This is a genomic window from Streptomyces sp. JNUCC 63, assembly GCF_054366325.1.
In genome coordinates this window covers 6,681,777-6,697,143 of the sequence record NZ_CM135963.1, presented here as the reverse complement: position 1 = coordinate 6,697,143, position 15,367 = coordinate 6,681,777, and the positions used below count along the sequence as shown (strand labels likewise).

The 15,367-nt window shown below is 73.9% G+C and carries 16 protein-coding genes; 4 read left to right on the top strand and 12 right to left on the bottom strand.

Going from position 1 to position 15,367, the window contains the following annotated elements:
- Positions 1-51: 51 nt before the first annotated feature.
- The 5 genes from ACX25U_RS30875 to ACX25U_RS30855 all read right to left on the bottom strand — a co-directional run bounded on the left by ACX25U_RS30875 (position 52) and on the right by ACX25U_RS30855 (position 6,320).
- Positions 52-3,045 (bottom strand): AAA family ATPase, encoded by a 2,994-nt coding sequence (locus ACX25U_RS30875; RefSeq protein ID WP_454384882.1) that lies wholly within the window; start codon positions 3,043-3,045, stop codon positions 52-54.
- The gene (locus tag ACX25U_RS30870) at positions 3,042-4,205 is read right to left on the bottom strand and encodes an exonuclease SbcCD subunit D (RefSeq protein WP_454384880.1); all 1,164 of its coding nucleotides are present in this window, start codon (positions 4,203-4,205) and stop codon (positions 3,042-3,044) included. The genes ACX25U_RS30875 and ACX25U_RS30870 overlap by 4 nt, the downstream gene beginning before the upstream one ends.
- A 107-nt stretch (positions 4,206-4,312) precedes the next feature.
- Positions 4,313-4,939, bottom strand: a complete 627-nt coding sequence (locus ACX25U_RS30865; protein ID WP_454384878.1) for a YigZ family protein — start codon at positions 4,937-4,939, stop codon at positions 4,313-4,315.
- Between the two features lie 71 nt (positions 4,940-5,010).
- Entirely contained in the window at positions 5,011-5,553 is a 543-nt protein-coding gene (locus ACX25U_RS30860) for a SixA phosphatase family protein (RefSeq protein ID WP_454384877.1), read from the bottom strand.
- Positions 5,550-6,320 carry a hypothetical protein gene (locus tag ACX25U_RS30855; RefSeq protein WP_454384875.1) on the bottom strand — a complete coding sequence of 257 codons (771 nt, stop codon included), beginning with the start codon at positions 6,318-6,320 and terminating at the stop codon, positions 5,550-5,552. Before ACX25U_RS30855 ends, ACX25U_RS30860 begins: the two co-directional genes overlap by 4 nt.
- A gap of 143 nt (positions 6,321-6,463) precedes the next feature.
- Between ACX25U_RS30855 and ACX25U_RS30850 the strand changes: the two genes are divergently transcribed.
- Complete coding sequence (locus ACX25U_RS30850) at positions 6,464-6,871, top strand: CoA-binding protein (protein WP_454384873.1); 408 nt, start codon at positions 6,464-6,466, stop codon at positions 6,869-6,871.
- Positions 6,872-6,881: 10 nt separating this feature from the next.
- On the opposite strand, the gene ACX25U_RS30845 is transcribed toward ACX25U_RS30850, so the two are convergent.
- Both ACX25U_RS30845 and ACX25U_RS30840 read right to left on the bottom strand, forming a co-directional pair.
- Positions 6,882-7,436, bottom strand: a complete 555-nt coding sequence (locus tag ACX25U_RS30845) for a YbaK/EbsC family protein (protein WP_454384871.1) — start codon at positions 7,434-7,436, stop codon at positions 6,882-6,884.
- A gap of 43 nt (positions 7,437-7,479) precedes the next feature.
- Positions 7,480-8,052 carry a helix-turn-helix domain-containing protein gene (locus tag ACX25U_RS30840; RefSeq protein ID WP_454384869.1) on the bottom strand — a complete coding sequence of 191 codons (573 nt, stop codon included), beginning with the start codon at positions 8,050-8,052 and terminating at the stop codon, positions 7,480-7,482.
- Positions 8,053-8,145: 93 nt separating this feature from the next.
- On the opposite strand from ACX25U_RS30840, the gene ACX25U_RS30835 reads away from it, so the two are divergent.
- The gene (locus ACX25U_RS30835; RefSeq protein ID WP_454384868.1) at positions 8,146-9,003 is read left to right on the top strand and encodes an EamA family transporter; all 858 of its coding nucleotides are present in this window, start codon (positions 8,146-8,148) and stop codon (positions 9,001-9,003) included.
- A 27-nt stretch (positions 9,004-9,030) separates the two neighbouring features.
- Here ACX25U_RS30835 and ACX25U_RS30830 read toward each other — a convergent pair whose 3' ends face one another.
- On the bottom strand, positions 9,031-9,861 hold the full coding sequence (locus tag ACX25U_RS30830; protein WP_454394594.1) for a DapH/DapD/GlmU-related protein: 831 nt from the start codon (positions 9,859-9,861) through the stop codon (positions 9,031-9,033).
- Between the two features lie 80 nt (positions 9,862-9,941).
- Here ACX25U_RS30830 and ACX25U_RS30825 point away from each other — a divergent pair, with 80 nt between their 5' ends.
- Complete coding sequence (locus ACX25U_RS30825) at positions 9,942-10,469, top strand: gamma carbonic anhydrase family protein (RefSeq protein WP_454384867.1); 528 nt, start codon at positions 9,942-9,944, stop codon at positions 10,467-10,469.
- A 48-nt stretch (positions 10,470-10,517) separates the two neighbouring features.
- Here ACX25U_RS30825 and ACX25U_RS30820 read toward each other — a convergent pair whose 3' ends face one another.
- The 3 genes from ACX25U_RS30820 to ACX25U_RS30810 form a co-directional block, all read right to left on the bottom strand.
- Positions 10,518-11,177 (bottom strand): DedA family protein, encoded by a 660-nt coding sequence (locus ACX25U_RS30820; protein ID WP_454384865.1) that lies wholly within the window; start codon positions 11,175-11,177, stop codon positions 10,518-10,520.
- Positions 11,178-11,244: 67 nt separating this feature from the next.
- Positions 11,245-12,558, bottom strand: a complete 1,314-nt coding sequence (locus tag ACX25U_RS30815; protein ID WP_454384863.1) for a hydrolase — start codon at positions 12,556-12,558, stop codon at positions 11,245-11,247.
- A gap of 278 nt (positions 12,559-12,836) precedes the next feature.
- On the bottom strand, positions 12,837-13,289 hold the full coding sequence (locus ACX25U_RS30810) for a DUF4442 domain-containing protein (protein WP_454384862.1): 453 nt from the start codon (positions 13,287-13,289) through the stop codon (positions 12,837-12,839).
- 130 nt (positions 13,290-13,419) lie between these two features.
- On the opposite strand from ACX25U_RS30810, the gene ACX25U_RS30805 reads away from it, so the two are divergent.
- A complete protein-coding gene (locus ACX25U_RS30805; RefSeq protein ID WP_454384860.1) occupies positions 13,420-14,433 on the top strand; it encodes a hypothetical protein in 1,014 nt (337 codons plus the stop codon).
- Between the two features lie 48 nt (positions 14,434-14,481).
- Here ACX25U_RS30805 and ACX25U_RS30800 read toward each other — a convergent pair whose 3' ends face one another.
- Positions 14,482-15,327, bottom strand: coding sequence for a spermidine synthase (locus ACX25U_RS30800; protein WP_454384859.1), 846 nt, complete (start codon positions 15,325-15,327; stop codon positions 14,482-14,484).
- Positions 15,328-15,367: the final 40 nt, after the last annotated feature.

Here is a 15,367-nt window from a genome sequence, read left to right as displayed (position 1 = left end):
GAGGGCGGCCGCTTCCGGGCCGCTCAGGCCGCCCTCCACGCACCCGAGGGGTCAGCCCACCCCGCGCTGCCGCACGGCCGACCCCGATCTGCCCTTGACGACCTCCAGCTGGGCGTGGATGCGCCGCCGCAGGTCGGGGACGTGGCTGACGATGCCGACGCTGCGGTCGCGTTCGCGCAGGGAGTCGAGGACGTCGAGGACCTCGTCGAGGGTCTGGTCGTCGAGGCTGCCGAAGCCCTCGTCGATGAAGAGCGTGTCGAGGCGCACGCCGCCGGCCTCGTCCGTGACGACGTCCGCGAGACCGAGGGCGAGCGCGAGCGAGGCGAAGAACGTCTCGCCGCCCGACAGGGTCGCCGTGTCCCGCTCGCGGCCCGTCCAGGCGTCGACGACGTGCAGTCCCAGGCCGCTGCGGCCGCGTCCGGCCCGATCGTCGGAGTGGACCAGGGTGTAGCGGCCGGAGGACATGCGCCGCAGGCGTACGGTCGCGGCGGCGGCCACCTGTTCCAGGCGGGCGGCGAGGACGTAGGACTCCAGGCGCATCCTGCGCTCGTTGTCGGCGGAGGTGCCCGCGGTCAGAGCGGCGAGGCGGGCCACGCGGTCGTACTCCGCGCGCAGCGGCGCGAGCCGGCGTACGCCGGTGGCGGCGCGTGCGGAGAGCAGGTCGAGTTCGGCGCAGCGGCGGGCGGCGGCGTCCCGCGCGGAGGCGGCCTCGCGCAGCCGCCGGTCCGCGGTGGCCGCGGCTGTCTCCGCGGCGGTGAGGTCGGGGGGCGGCTGCTGGGCGGCGGCCGCGGTGTCGGCCTCGGCGAGGACCGCCCGTACGGCGGCCTCCTCCGTGTGCCAGGCGTCCAGGCGCCGTCGCAGCTCCTGGTGGGCGGCGTCGCCGAGGAGGGCGGCGGCCGCGGCCTGCGGGGTGTCGAAGCCGGCCCGGAAGGCGGCCTCGGCGAGCCGTCCGTCGGCTTCCTTGAGCCGCTCGGCGCTCTCCTCGGCGGCGCGCGCGGCGTCGGCGGCGTCGGTGAGCAGCGCGGCCCGGCGCTCCAGTTGGGCGGCCCGCGCGGCAACGCTGCCGGCGGCACCCCTGGCCTCGGCCAACTCCGCTTCCAGGGAGGCCTCCTCGCGGTCCAGGCTCTCCCTGCGGGTCAGCCGGGAGGCCGCGCGGACCTCGGCCCGGCGGCGGTCGGCGAGCCGCCGCTCGCGCTCCTCCTCGGCGGCGCGCAGCTCCTGCTGTGCCGCGTGCAGCGCGGAGGCGTCCCGGCGTGCCCTTTCGAGCAGCGCCTCCAACTCCTCTTCTTCCTCGGCGAGTTGTGCGGTGGATGTGTCGCCCGCCTCGGCGGTGGCGGCGGCCAGGGCCTCGCGCAGGGCACCGAGACGGCGCTCGTCCTCGGCGCGCTGTTCGTCGGCGGCCTGGTAGGCGGCCAGGGCGCGCTCCTCCGCCTCGCGGTCGACGTGTCCGGCGACCTTGCGCGCGGGTGCGGGGTGCTCGGTGGCGCCGCAGACGGCGCAGGGCTCGCCGTCGGTGAGGTTCGCGGCGAGTTCGGCGGCGATGCCGTCGAGCCGCTGTTCCTTCAACTCCAGCCAGTGGTCCTTGGCGTGCACGGCGCCTTGGGCGGAGGCGAGCGCGCGCCGCCGCGCCTCCTCGGTGGCCCCGGTCAGCTCGTCCCGCGTCCGGGCGGCGGCGAGCCGCTGCCGTGCGGGTTCGCGCCGTACGGCGAGCTGCTCGGCCCGGGTGGCGGCCTCCTGGGCGGTGTCGATACGGGAGAGCAGCTCCGGCCGGGTGGTCTCCCACCCGGCGAGCCAGCCTTCGGCGTCCTGCAGTACGTCGTCGTCGGCGCGCTCCCGCCGGTCCACCTCGGCGCGTTCGGCGACGACCTCGGCCAGGCGCTGCTCGGCGCGGCGGGCCGACTCCAGGCCGCCCAGCTCCTCGGCGGCCCGGCGGGCCGCGGCGGCGAGCCCGGCCGCGCCGGCGTCGGCGAAGTCCTCCGGGAGCAGCGCACGCGCGCGTGCCTCGGCGGCGGCCGCTCCGCGGTGCTCGGCGTCGGCGGCCTCGCGCAGTTCCAGGGCCGGCGCCACCGTCTCGGCCTTGCGTCCCCGCTCCACCCGTGTCCGCGTCTCCCGGTGGACGTCGGCCCGCTCCTCCAGGCGCGCGGCGCGCTCCCGTGCCTCGGCGAACCGCCGCTGCAGCCGGGCCACTTCGCGTACTTCGTCCAGGGCCCGCTCGGCGGCGGCGTGGGCGGACTCGGCGGCCGTGAGCCGGCAGTGGGCGACGGTCAGCTGCTCACGGGCGGTGCTGCGGGCGACGGCGGCCGCGGTCAGGACGGCCTGCGTCAGCCCGGGATCGCCCGGTGCGAGCTCCGGCAGCTCCATGGCCCCGCCCGCCGCCTGCTGCATGCGGTGGGCGTCCGCCAGCAGAGCGGCGTCGCCCTCGCGCACCTGTGCCTCGGTGGCCCGTCTGCGCTCGGCGAGGCGCTTTTCGACCTCGGCGAAACGGCGGGTGTCGAACAGCCGGCCGAGCAGCTTGCCGCGGGCCTCGGCGTCGGCGCGCAGGAAGCGCGCGAAGTCGCCCTGCGGCAACAGCACGACCTGGCAGAACTGCTCGCGGCTCATCCCGAGCAGCTGCGTGATCTCCTCGCCGATCTCCTGGTGGGAGCGGCTGAGGTCCTTCCAGGCACCGGCTGCCGCGTCGTACTCGCGAAGCCGGCTCTGGGCCTTGTCGAGCGTCGTGCCCGTGCCGCGCTTCTTCGGGCGCTCCCAGGGCGGCTGCCGGGTGATCTCCAGCCGGCGTCCGGCGACGGTGAGGTCGAGGGTGACCTGGGTGCGGGTGTCCGCGGCGGCGTGGTCGCTGCGCAGGGTGATTCCCTGCCCGCTCTGCCGGGCGCCGGGCACCGAGCCGTACAGGGCGTAGCACACGGCGTCCAGCACGGAGGTCTTGCCGGCGCCGGTCGGGCCGTGCAGCAGGAACAGCCCGGCGGCCGACAGCGCGTCGAAGTCGACGGTCTGGGAGCCGCCGAAGGGCCCGAAGGCGGTGATGTCGAGCCGGTGCAGCCTCACCGCGCCACCTCCCGCACCGCCTCGTCGGCGCGCACCGCGTCGAACGCCTCGCGCAGCACGGCCCGTTCGTGCTCGTCGGGTTCCGCGCCGCGCACATGGGCCACGAAGTCCTCCGCGATCTGCCGGTCGTCGCGGCCGGCGAGGCGGCGGGCGTAGGAGACGTCCGGGTCGTCGGGGGCGCGTTCGGGGTCGAAGACGAGGCTGAGGGTGTGCGGGAAGCGCTCGGTGAGGCGGGCCATGGGGTCGGCCGGGCGGACCGGGTCGGTGAGCGTCGCCTCGACCCACGCGTCGCAGTGGCGGGCGAGGTCCGGGTCGGCGAGCAGGTCCTCCAGCGTGCCCCGGATCCGGGCCAGCGGGCGCGGGACCGGGCAGTCGACCCGTTCGGCGCCGGCGAGGCCGTCGGCGCCGAGGTCGACGAGCCACATGCTCTTGCGGTGGCCGGCCTCCGAGAAGGAGTACGGCAGCGGGGATCCGGAGTAGCGCACACGCTCGGTGATGGCCTGGCAGCCGTGCAGATGCCCCAGGGCGACGTAGTCGACGCCGTCGAAGACACCCGCGGGGACGGCCGCAACCCCGCCGACGGTGATGTCCCGTTCGCTGTCACTGGCCTCGCCGCCGGTGACGAAGGCGTGCGCGAGGACGACCGAACGGGTGCCACGCGCACGTGTGGCGAGGTCGGCGCGGACCCGGTCCATGGCGGCGGCGAGCACCGCCTCGTGGCCCGCCCTGTCGACCCCGAACTCGTCCTTCACCAGGGCCGGTTCGAGGTAGGGCAGGCCGTAGAAGGCCACGTCGCCATGGGCGTCCGCCAGTACCACCGGGGCCCCGCACGCCGACGGCTCGGTGCGCAGGTGGATGCCCGCGCGGTCGATCAGCCCCGCGCCGACGCCCAGGCGGCGGGCCGAGTCGTGGTTCCCGGAGATCATCACCGTGGGCACACCGAGGGCGGCGAGCCGGTGCAGGGCGTCGTCGAACAACTCGACCGCGGCCAGCGGGGGCACCGCGCGGTCGTACACGTCTCCCGACACCACCACCGCGTCGACGTCGCGTTCGCGCACGGTCGTGACGAGGTGGCCGATGAACTCGGCCTGGGCCCCGAGCATGTTCACCCGGTGGAACGCCCGGCCCAGATGCCAGTCGGAAGTGTGCAGCAGCCTCATGATCCCCGAAGACTAACGGCCAGGTCTGACATCACGGGCGGTTACTCCCGTATCAACCGTCATGCACGGCGCCGTACAGGTTGATTGACGCCAATACGCCCGTTCTGTCACGCATCTCCGTAGGCTTCACCGCCCAGTTCGAACCCGGCCGTTCCGGCCGTGGCGTCCGCCAGCCAGCTCCGGAAGGTGTCCACGTCGGCGTCCGGCAGGCCGATCTCGATGGTGACCGCCTCGCCGTAGCGCACGTCGCGCACCTCGCGGCCGGTGGCCCTGAGGTCGTTCTGCACCTTGCCGGCCCGCTGGTGGTCCACGGTCACCGTGGCGATGCGGAACCTGCGGCGGGTGCGGGTGCCGAGCGCGTCCAGGGCCTCGCCGACGGCTCCGCCGTAGGCCCGGATGAGTCCGCCCGCGCCGAGCTTGATGCCGCCGTAGTAGCGGGTGACGACGGCGACGACGTACCGCATGTCGCGGCGCAGCAGCATCTGGAGCATGGGGACGCCGGCGGTGCCGCCGGGTTCGCCGTCGTCGCTCGCCCTCTGGACGCCGGCGTCGGCGCCGATGACGTAGGCCCAGCAGTTGTGCGTGGCGTCCGCGTGCTCCTTGCGGACGGCGGCGACGAAGTCCTGGGCCTCCTGCTCGGTGGCCGCCGGGGCGAGCGCGCACAGGAAGCGGGAGCGGTTGATCTCGGTCTCGTGCACGCCCGCGCGTGCGACTGTGCGGTACTCGTCCTGCATTCGCCCAGCCTATGCGGACCGGCCGGAGCACCTCCGCCCGAGGTACGGCTCCGGCGCCGGCGCGCCCCCCTTCAGTGCTTCGCGCCCCGCGGCACCATGAAGTCGGTCAGGAGGGCGGCGCGGGGCGTGAGCGACCGCCAGGTGAGGCCGTGCCAGGACAGGACGGCGATCGCGGAGGTCGGGAACTTCACGCGGAGCCGGTCGAGCGTGTCGTCCAGACTGTCCCCGGCCAGCTCCAGGACCAGATCCTCCAGGCCCGGGTTGTGCCCGACGAGCAGCAGCGTCTCGACCTCGGGCGGCGCCTTGCGCACGGCCGCCAGCAGGTCGAAGACGTCGGCGGCGTACAGCTCGGAGACGTAGCGCACGGGTGGCGGGGTGCCCCACTGGGCCGAGGCCAGCTCCCAGGTCTGGCGGGCGCGCAGGGCGGTGGAGCACAGCGCGAGGTCCGGCAGGCAGTCGGCCTCGGCGAGCGCGCGCCCCGCCGCGGGCGCGTCCCTACGGCCGCGGGGCGCGAGCGGGCGGTCGTGGTCGGCGACGCCCTCGGGCCGGGCGGACTTGGCATGGCGCAGGACCACCAGGCGGCGCAGCGGGCCGGCTCCCGCGCGGATGTTCACGCCGTACCTCCCAGGTCGCGGGTGAGGTCGAGGCCGAGCAGCCGGTCCGCGTACGCGTACGTCTCGAAGCGCGCCCCGTCCGCCAGGTCCGGATGGGTCCCCACCCACTCCAGTACCCGCAGGACCGCCGGGACGTCCAGGTCGTCCTCCCAGGCGCCGCGCAGCCGGCCGCGTACCTCGTCGGGGATCGGGCGCGAGGGCCGCCGCGCCCAGTCGGCGACCGCGCGGCGCCAGCGCGCGAGGGCCCGGCGGGCCTCGTCCAGCGCGGCGGCGTCGAGCCGTACCGGCACGGTGCGGCCACGGGCGAGCAGGGCCAGGCGCCAGGCGGCGGGGTCGTCGGCGGCCGCGGGCACGACGGGCACCGCCGCGTCGACGGGCGCGACGGCGATCCGGACGCCACCGGACGCCTCGGCACCGCCCTCGGCGGCCACGTGGAGGACCTGGGCCTCGCCGAGGGCGGCGCCCAGGTCGCGGCTGTCCTCGAAGGGCCGGACGCCGAGGGCCGTGGCGCCCGCCCGCAGTTCCGCCTGTTCCCGGTCGCCGGTCAGCATGGCCCACACGGGCGTGCCGCTCAGCTCGAGGGCGCGGACGAGGACGTCGGCGACCAGCAGCACGCGCAGGCCCGAGGCGTCGAAGCCCGACGCGTGCGCCTCGACACGGGTCAGGCCGCGGCGGGCGGGGGCGGCCTCCACGGGCTCGCCGGTTCGGGCGTCGATGATGCGCAGCACGGCCCGAGCGTAAGCGGCCGGACGGCCGCGCGCAGGCATGCGGGGCACGTTCCGGACAGGACTGGGCCTCATTCCCGCCCCCGCGAGCCCCCGAGCCCGCCCGGGAATCGCCGGGCGACCGCCGATGTTGCCCCGACGGCACCCCTTGCCCCGAGACTCACCCCCAGACGAGGAGACCCCAGGTGTACGGCGACGCGGCGACGATCCGGAAGATCCTGACCGAACTCGGTGACACCTGGGCCGTCGTGGGCCTGTCGTCGAACCGCGGCCGGGCCGCGTACGGCGTCGCCGAGGTGCTGCGGCGTTTCGGCAAGCGCGTCGTCCCGGTCCACCCCAAGGCGGAGACGGTGCACGGCGAGCAGGGCTACGCCGCCCTCGAGGACATCCCGTTCGACGTGGACGTGGTCGACGTGTTCGTCAACAGCGACCTGGCCGGCCCGGTCGCGGACGAGGCGGTCGCCAAGGGTGCGAAGGCCGTCTGGTTCCAGCTCGGCGTCGTCGACGAGGCCGCCTACGAGCGCACCCGGGCGGCGGGCCTCGACATGGTCATGGACCGCTGCCCGGCCATCGAGATCCCCCGCCTGGGCTGATCCGCGGGGGTCAGATCCCCAGCCCCTCCAGCACCACGGCTCCCGGCAGTTCGGCGAACGCCTTGCCCGGCACGAGCAGTTTGCCGCGGCGGCGGCCGCTGCCGACGAGGACGTACGGCAGGTCGACGACGGCGGAGTCGATCAGGACGGGCCAGCCGTCGGGCAGGCCGAGCGGGGTGATGCCGCCGTACTCCATGCCGGTCTCCCCCGTGGCCACGTCCATCGGCGCGAAGGAGGCCTTGCGGGCGCCCAGCCGGCGGCGTACGACGCCGTTGACGTCGACACGCGTGGTGGACAGCGCCAGGCACGCGGCCAGCCGGGTCTCTCCGCCGCGCCTGCCCGCCACGACCACGCAGTTCGCGGACGTCTCGAGCAGGTCCTGGCCGTAGTGCTCGACGAAGACGGCGGTGTCGGCCCACTGCGGGTCGGTCTCGACGTAGAGGATCTGGTCGGCCGGGACGCTGCCGCGCCAGTGGCGTACGGCGTCGGCGACCGGGCGGGTCAGCCGGTCGAGGCAGTCGGGGGCGGGGGTGGCCTGGCCGAAGTTCCCGATGGGTGCGCGCATGACCGCACGCTAACAGCCGCGCGGCACGGCCCGGCCGGACGTCTCAGTGCACGGGCGGCACCGAGACCGCCATGACCATGTCCATCGGTACGGCGCCGTCGTTGGCGTACGTGTGCGGGGTGGCGGCCTCGAAGGAGGCGCTGGCGCCCGTCGGCACCCGGTACTCCACCGTGTCGACCGTGAGCGTCAGCTCCCCCGCGGTGACGTGCACCAGTTCGACGGTGCCGGCGGGATGCGGGTCGGACGGGCTGTGCTCGCCGGGCATCAGGCGCCACTCCCACATCTCCAGCGGACCGGGCGCCTCGGCCCCGGCGAGCAGCCGGTTGTAGCTGCCGGCGTCGGTGTGCCACAGACGGACGGCCTGGTCGGCGGAGACGATCCGGACCCTCGGGCCCTGCTCGTAGTCGAGCAGGGTGGTGATGCTGACGCCGAGCGCGTCACCGATCTTGACGACGGTGCCGAGGCTGGGGTTGGTGCGGGCCTGCTCGATCTGGATGAGCATGCCGCGGCTCACACCCGCGCGCGCGGCGAGCGTGTCCAGGGTGAAGCCGCGCTCGGTGCGCCAGCGCTTGACGTTGCGCGCCAGGGACTGGGTCAGCAGTTCGAGGTCCGACACATTCCGTCCAATATTCTGGATGACAGAGTTCACTTCGCTGTACTACGGTGGGCTGCACCCGATCGTCCACCGAACTGTACTGCGAGGTACGCCGTGACAGCACTCTTCGCCCTGGTCACCAGCCTCCTGTGGGGCCTGGCCGACTTCGGCGGCGGGCTGCTCACGCGGCGCAGCCCGGCCCTGACCGTCGTCGTGGTCTCCCAGAGCATCGCGGCGGCCGTACTGGGGGTGATCGTCCTCGCCACCGGCGGCTGGAGCGAGGCCGGCCCGCGGCTGTGGTTCGCGTTCGCCGCGGGGCTGATCGGGCCGGCCGCCATGCTCTGCTTCTACAAGGCGCTCGCCCTGGGCCCGATGGGGGTGGTCTCGCCGCTCGCCTCACTGGCCGTGGCCGTGCCCCTCTCGGTCGGCCTGGTGCTGGGCGAACGGCCGGGGCTGCTGCAGGTCGCGGGCATCGCGGTCGCCGTCACCGGTGTGGTGCTCGCGGGCGGGCCGCGGCTGGGGGGCGCCGCCGTACAGCGGCAGACGATCTGGCTGACGCTGATCGCGGCGCTCGGCTTCGGCACGGTGCTCGCGCTGATCGCCGAGGCCTCCACCACGGTCACCGGTCTGTTCCTCGCGCTCTTCGTGCAGCGCGCCACCAACGTGGCGGTGGGCGGGACCGCGCTCTACGTCTCCTCGCGGCGGGGCGGGGCCGTACTGCCGCAGGGCGGCCTCCCCTGGCGCACGCTGCCCGCGCTGGGCTTCGTCGGCCTCGCGGACGTGGCGGCCAACGGCACGTACTCGGTCGCCGCCCAGCACGGTCCGATCATGGTGGCCGCCGTCCTCGCCTCCCTCTACCCGGTGGTGACCGCGCTGGCCGCCCGCGGCTTCCTCAGCGAACGGCTGCGGGCGGTGCAGGCGGCGGGAGCGGGTCTGGCGCTGGTGGGGACGCTGCTGCTGGCGACGGGCTGAGCACGCGGCCGGGCGGCCATGGGCAGGTCAGCCCTCGGTCTCCAGCCCGGCAAGCCGGGAGTCCCCCTCCCTGTCCAACTCGGCCAGGCGGGCCGCGCTCTCCTCGTCCAGGTCCGCCAGTGCCAGCAACTGCTCCGGAGTGACGCCCTCCGGTATCGGCACCGGAGCCGGAGTCCTCAGCGGCGGCTGCCAGCCCTCGGCAGCCGTCCAGCGGCGCACGACCCGGGCGGGCGCCCCGGCGACCACCGCGTGGTCGGGCACCTCGCCGCGGACCACCGCACCGGCCGCCACCACGACGTTCCGCCCGATCCGCGCCCCCGGCAGGATCACCGCGCCGGTGCCGATCCAACAGCCCGGGCCGATCTCCACCGGCTCCATCCGGGGCCACTGCCTGCCGATGGGCTGGTGCGGGTCGTCGTAGGAGTGGTTGGTGGAGGTGACGTAGACGTACGGCCCGAAGTAGCAGTCGCTGCCGATGGTGACCGTGGTGTCGGCGATGACGTGACTGCCGCGGCCGAGGACCACCCCGTCGCCGATGCGCAGGATCGGCTCGGGGCCGAGGTCGAGATCGGGCATCAGACCGGCGGTCAGCGTGACCTGCTCGCCGATGATGCAGTGCGCGCCCAGGTGGATCCACGGCTCGCCGAAGACCGTGCCGAGCGGGAAGGCCAGCCTGGTACCTGTTCCCATCGCGCCGAAGCGGAGGCGTCCGGGGTGCTCGGCCGTGACGGAGCCCGTGCGCTGTACCCAGGCCCAGCCCGCGTGGACGGCACGCTGGGCGAGGCGGCGCCGCCATGATGAGAACGTGTTCTTGCGCTTGGGCACCCGCTCACCGTACTCAGGCCCGGCCGCCCCCATGAGCCGCAACGCCTGTGATCTTCGCCCCACCGGATGACGTACGGTGCCGTCGGACCCATGCCGTGAAAGGTAGGACGAGGATGACGCACAAGGCGCTGATCGCGGGCATCGGCGGCCGGGAGCCGCGGGTGGACGAGGAGGCGTTCGTGGCGCCCACGGCCACGGTGATCGGTGACGTGTCACTGGGCGCGGGCGCGAGCGTCTGGTACGGCGCGGTGCTGCGCGGCGACGTCGAGCGGATCGCCGTCGGCGCGAGCAGCAACGTCCAGGACAACTGCACCCTGCACGCCGACCCGGGCTTCCCGGTCGGCGTCGGCGAGCGCGTCTCCATCGGGCACAACGCGGTGGTGCACGGCGCGACCGTCGAGGACGACTGCCTGATCGGCATGGGCGCTACGGTGCTGAACGGCGCGGTGATCGGCGCGGGTTCCCTGGTGGCCGCGCAGGCACTGGTGCCGCAGGGCATGCGGGTGCCGCCGGGGTCACTGGTCGCGGGGGTGCCCGCCAAGGTCAGGCGGGAGCTGACGGAGGAGGAGCGCCAGGGGATCACGCTGAACGGCACCCTGTACGCGGAGCTCGCGAGGGCGCACCGCGAGGTGCACGACTAGGACCTGCGCACCGGCGCGGCCCCCACGCACACCCTGGGGGCGCGCCGCTCACTCCCCGGCGGGAACGGGTTCCGGTTCCTCGGTCTCGCGCGCGCGGTGCTCGGCCTGTGCCTTCTTCGCCTTGCGCTTGAGCATCAGCATCGAGCCGAGCCCGATGAGCACGGCCGCCACCAGGCCCACCCACGAGAACTTCTTCAGCCAGGACTCGGCCACCACACCGACGTAGTAGATGACCGCCGTGGTGCCGCCCGCCCAGCAGATGCCGCCGAGGACGTTGGCGATGAAGAACTTCCAGTACGGCATCCGCAGCACACCCGCGAGGGGGCCGGCGAAGATGCGCAGCAGGGCGACGAAACGGCCGAAGAAGACCGCCCACATGCCCCACTTCTCGAAGGACCGTTCCGCGGTGGCGATGTGTCCCTCGCCGAAGTGCTTGGGGAACTTCTTCCCCAGCCAGGCGAGCAGCGGTCTGCCGCCCCTGCGGCCGATGGCGTAGCCGATGGAGTCGCCGACGACCGCGCCGATGGTGGCGCACATGCCGAGGATCACGGGGTTGATGCCCGAGTGCTGGGAGGACAGCAGGGCGGCGGAGACCAGGACGATCTCGCCGGGCAGCGGAATGCCCAGGCTCTCCAGACCGATGATCACGCCCACCACGGCGTAGACGGCGGCCGCGGGTACCGTTTCGAGCCACTCCTGGACGTGCACCGCCGGTTCCTCCCCGTTTCGCGTCCATGTCTTCCCGGGGCGCCCGCGAAGAGCGCCCCCGGGAAGACTACCGGGTCGGCCTTCCGGGACGGGGACCCACGGATCGCACGTGCGTTCCCGAGGCCAGGGCGCCGACGATGTGCCCCGCCACGGGCTTCCGCACGTGCGGCCCGGCCGTGAGGCAGCCGCCGCGGTGGCCCCGCGTCTCGTACCTCGGCTGCGGGGAGGTGGCGTCCCGGCACGGTTCGCCGGCCTCCGGGGCCGCCTCGCCCGCCTGCACGGGGCGGCCGTGGGTCACCTCCGAGGGCCGGGGCCCAAAGGCGGCGGACACGGCCGGCGAAGGTTCGTCGGTGACGCCCGGGCGGGCGGAGCCCGTGCTGTGCGTTCCCCCGTTGGCACGAGGGCCGGGAACGGCGTGGTCGTCCGTCCAGCCCTTGACGACGAGCACGGTGGCGAGCAGGGCCAGAGTGGTGAGTCCGACGCCCAGGGCCAGGGCCGTGCGGTACCTGTGCAACGGGTCGGGCCGCGTCTCGTACGGCGGCTCGTGCGACGCCCTTCGCGGGGCGCGGGCCGGGCGGGAGTCGAGATAGCGGCGGGCGCCCCAGCCGAGCACCGTCTCGGTGAGCAGGACCTCGAGTCCGCCGTCGAAGTGACTGAGCTGTTCGGCGGCGTGCCGGCAGTGGGGGCACGCCCGCGAATGAGGCTGGGCGTCGGACAGCAGCGCGCCGCCCCGGCGCACGGGGGCGTCGAGGAGACGGTTGTAGAAGCGGCATTCCTTGGTCGGCGCGAGTTCCCGGTGGGCGCGTACGCAGCCCGCCCGGAATTGTTCCCGGGCCCGCCGCAGCGCTTCTTTCGCGGTATCGGCGTCAATGGCCAGCAGACCGGCCGGTACGGTTATGGGTTCGGCCTCGACCTCGGTATGCCAGAGCAGGCACTGGAAGGCCCCGGGAAGCGCCTGGAAAGCCCGGTCGGCGAGTTGCCGCTTCGGGGGCGTCATGGACGCCACCGCGCGCAGCCCGCGGCCGCCCGTGGGTCTGCTGAGTTCCGGCAGTACGGCGCATGCCGTCTCGTCGCCGGCCCACTCCCGGACCACCTCGCGGGCGGCGACGAGGAGTTGCGGACGCAGGGCGCCGCCTTCCGGCCGGCGCAGCACCTGCCGGAAGGCGGCGGTGGCCACCATGGCGGCCGAACTTCCCTGAGCGGTAAGACAGATGGCCGCGTAGTCGTAGGTCGCCCGCCAGTGCCGGGCGAGCAGCGGCGCGACGGCGTGGTGGCCGCCTTCGGGGTCCCGCAGCCGGGCGACGAGGCCGCGGTCGGACTCCCCCGGCGTCGTACCGGAGTGGGGTGGGTGGGGAGGGCGTGGGAGGTGGGGGGACTGCACTGCACCATTTCCTTCCAGCCGCATGACGGCACATGGAATGGGCGTCACCTTCGCACACGCGGCTCACAGCGAACAAGCAGTTCGAAAGACCACAGCCTCAAAAGGCGGGAAATGCAAGGTGGTTACCGTCAGTATCCGCACCCGTATTCGAAGAATGCCGACTGCAGGGCCGTCAACGTGCGCGCATGGGTGGCCGAACAACACGAGAAACCCTCAATTCCTCCCCCACAGCGTGCTCCCACATTTCTCGTGGACCACTCCCCTTGCCCTGGAGCCGTTCAGCCGTTGGGCCACAGCGTCCAGACGACCGTCATCTCCCCGGTGACGGCCCCGTCCGCACGCCGGATCTCGATGGTCACCGGGAACTCCGGCCGCTGCCCCGCGTCGAGTTCCGCGACGACGTCGGCGGCCGGGCGGCCCAGGGTCGCGGTGGCGGTGACAGCACCCATGGCCAGCTTCCTGTAGGCGATCTCGGCCCGCACCGCGAGCGGCACCGCGCGCGAGAGCAGGTCCCCGAACGCGGCCAGCACGATCGCGCCGCTGGCGGACTCCCCGAGCGTGAACATCGCGCCGGCGTGCGGCCCGCCCACGTGGTTGCGGTAGGCGCCCTGGTCCGGCAGGGCCACCACCGCCTTCTCCGCGGTGGCCTCGAGGAACTCGAGGTTCAAGGTCCGGGCCATCGGCACGGTGGCGGCGAGCATCTCGCCGATCGACATCTGGTCTGCACCCATACAAAGATGTTACCCACCAGTAGCCGATTCTGGCCAGAGCCGGCGGCCGACGCCCGCACCCATCACTGGTACGTCCCTGACAAAAGGCAGTGACCGAATCGTGTCCCCGGCGGCACTAGGGTTACTGCCCATGTGGCCAGGACAGCAGCCGCCCGGGGGCGAGCAGAACCCGCAGAACAACCCGTACCAGCAGCCGGGGTACCCACAGCCGAACCCTTACCAGCAGCCCGGCTACCAGCAGCCCAACCCGTACGCCCAGCAGCCGCAGTGGGGCGCGACCGCACCCATGGACGGGTTGCAGCCGCCGAAGGGCGACGGCGGGGGCGGCAACCGGACGAAGCTCGTCGCGATCATCGCCGCCACAGCCGTGGTGGTGACCGCCGGCGTGACCGGTTTCCTGGTCCTCGGCGGAGACAAGGACGACAAAAGCGACAGGGCCGACGCCAAGGCCGGCCAGTCGCCCTCCGCCCCGGCCTCCACCGGCGCCTCCACCGACCCGAGCGCCTCCGGCTCCGCGTCGGACGACAACCCCCGCGGCACGGAGGCGGCGGAGCCGACGATCCCCGGCTGGAAGGTCGTCGTCAACCCCAAGCGGGGCATAGCCTTCGACGTGCCGGCCGGCTGGGAGGTCGAGTCCCCGGGTCTGAGCATCGGCTTCGAGGACAAGGACGGCAAGCCGCTCGCCATCATGTCCGGGGTGGCCAAGTACAAGTCGAAGTGGTGCACGTCCGACGACGACAAGGACGGCCGCACGGAGGACACGTCACTGGCCGCGGTGGGCTCCAAGGGGGCCAACGGCGCCAAGGACACCAACGAGGTGGCGGTGAACACCGTGGCCTGGTGGGTCTACGGCGGCTACACCCAGCCCGACAAGAAGAGCCTCTCGTTCGACGAGAAGGCCAAGCCGTACACGACCAAGTCGGGCATCGAGGGCAGCATCGCCTGGGCCCGGTCGACCAACACGCCCCAGAAGGGCAAGTGCGCGAGCGACGGCAAGGCACTCACCTTCGGCTTCAAGAACTCCGCCGGCGACTTCGTCTCCTGGAACTTCTACGGCGCCAAGGGCGTCAAGGAGGAGGTTCCCACCGCGACCATCATGCAGATCCTCAGCACGGTCCGGCTGCACGGCAAACCCACCGGCTGACCGGACGTGGACCTGGACGTGGGCGTGGGCGTGGACATGGGCGGCGGATCAGCCGACGCCGAACGCGCCGTCCGGGGGCTCGGGCGACGGTACGGCGTCCTCGTCCCCCACCGGCTCGGCGGCGCCGATGAACTCCCGTAGGGCGGCGCCGTGTTCCACTCGGGCGGGGAAGACGTCGGAGGCGGTCAGCCGGGTCAGGGCGGCCGTGTCGAGGGGGCGGTGCGCGGCGGTCAGCACCGCGTTCCCGAAGCGGCGGCCGCGCAGCATCGCCGGCTCGGCGATCAGCACGAGCTCCTCGAAGACCGCCGCGAAGGTGGCGAGTTGGGAGCGCAGGAAGGCGAAGGGCGCGCCGTCGGGGAGGTTGGCGAGATAGACGCCGCCGGTCCGCAGCACGCGCTCCGCCTCGCGGGCGTAGGCGAGGGAGGTGAGGTGGGCGGGGACCCGGGAGCCCCCGAAGACGTCCGCGATCAGGACGTCCGCCGAGTCGTCCGGGGCAGCCTCCAGCCAGGCGCGGGCGTCGGCGGTGTGCAGCGCGATGCCGGAGCCGTCGGGGAGCGGGAGACGGTCGACGACCAGTTCCAGCAGGGCGCGGTCCGCCTCGACGACGTCCTGCCGGGAGCCGGGGCGGGTCGCGGCCACGTAGCGCGGCAGGGTGAGGGCGCCCCCGCCGAGGTGCAGCACGTCCAGCGGACGCCCCGGCTCCGCAACCGTGTCCAGGACGTGCCCGAGCCGCCGCGCGTACTCGAACTCCAGGTGGGCGGGCGCGTCCAGATCGACGTACGACTGCGGCGCGCCGTCCACGGTCAGCAGCCAGGCCCGTTCGCGGTCGACGTCGGGCATCAGCTTGGCGGTCCCGTGATCGACGGCTCGGGTCACGGGTATCGGCTCGGTCACGGCTCCATTGTGCCGGTCCGCCACCCCGCTCGCGCGGCAC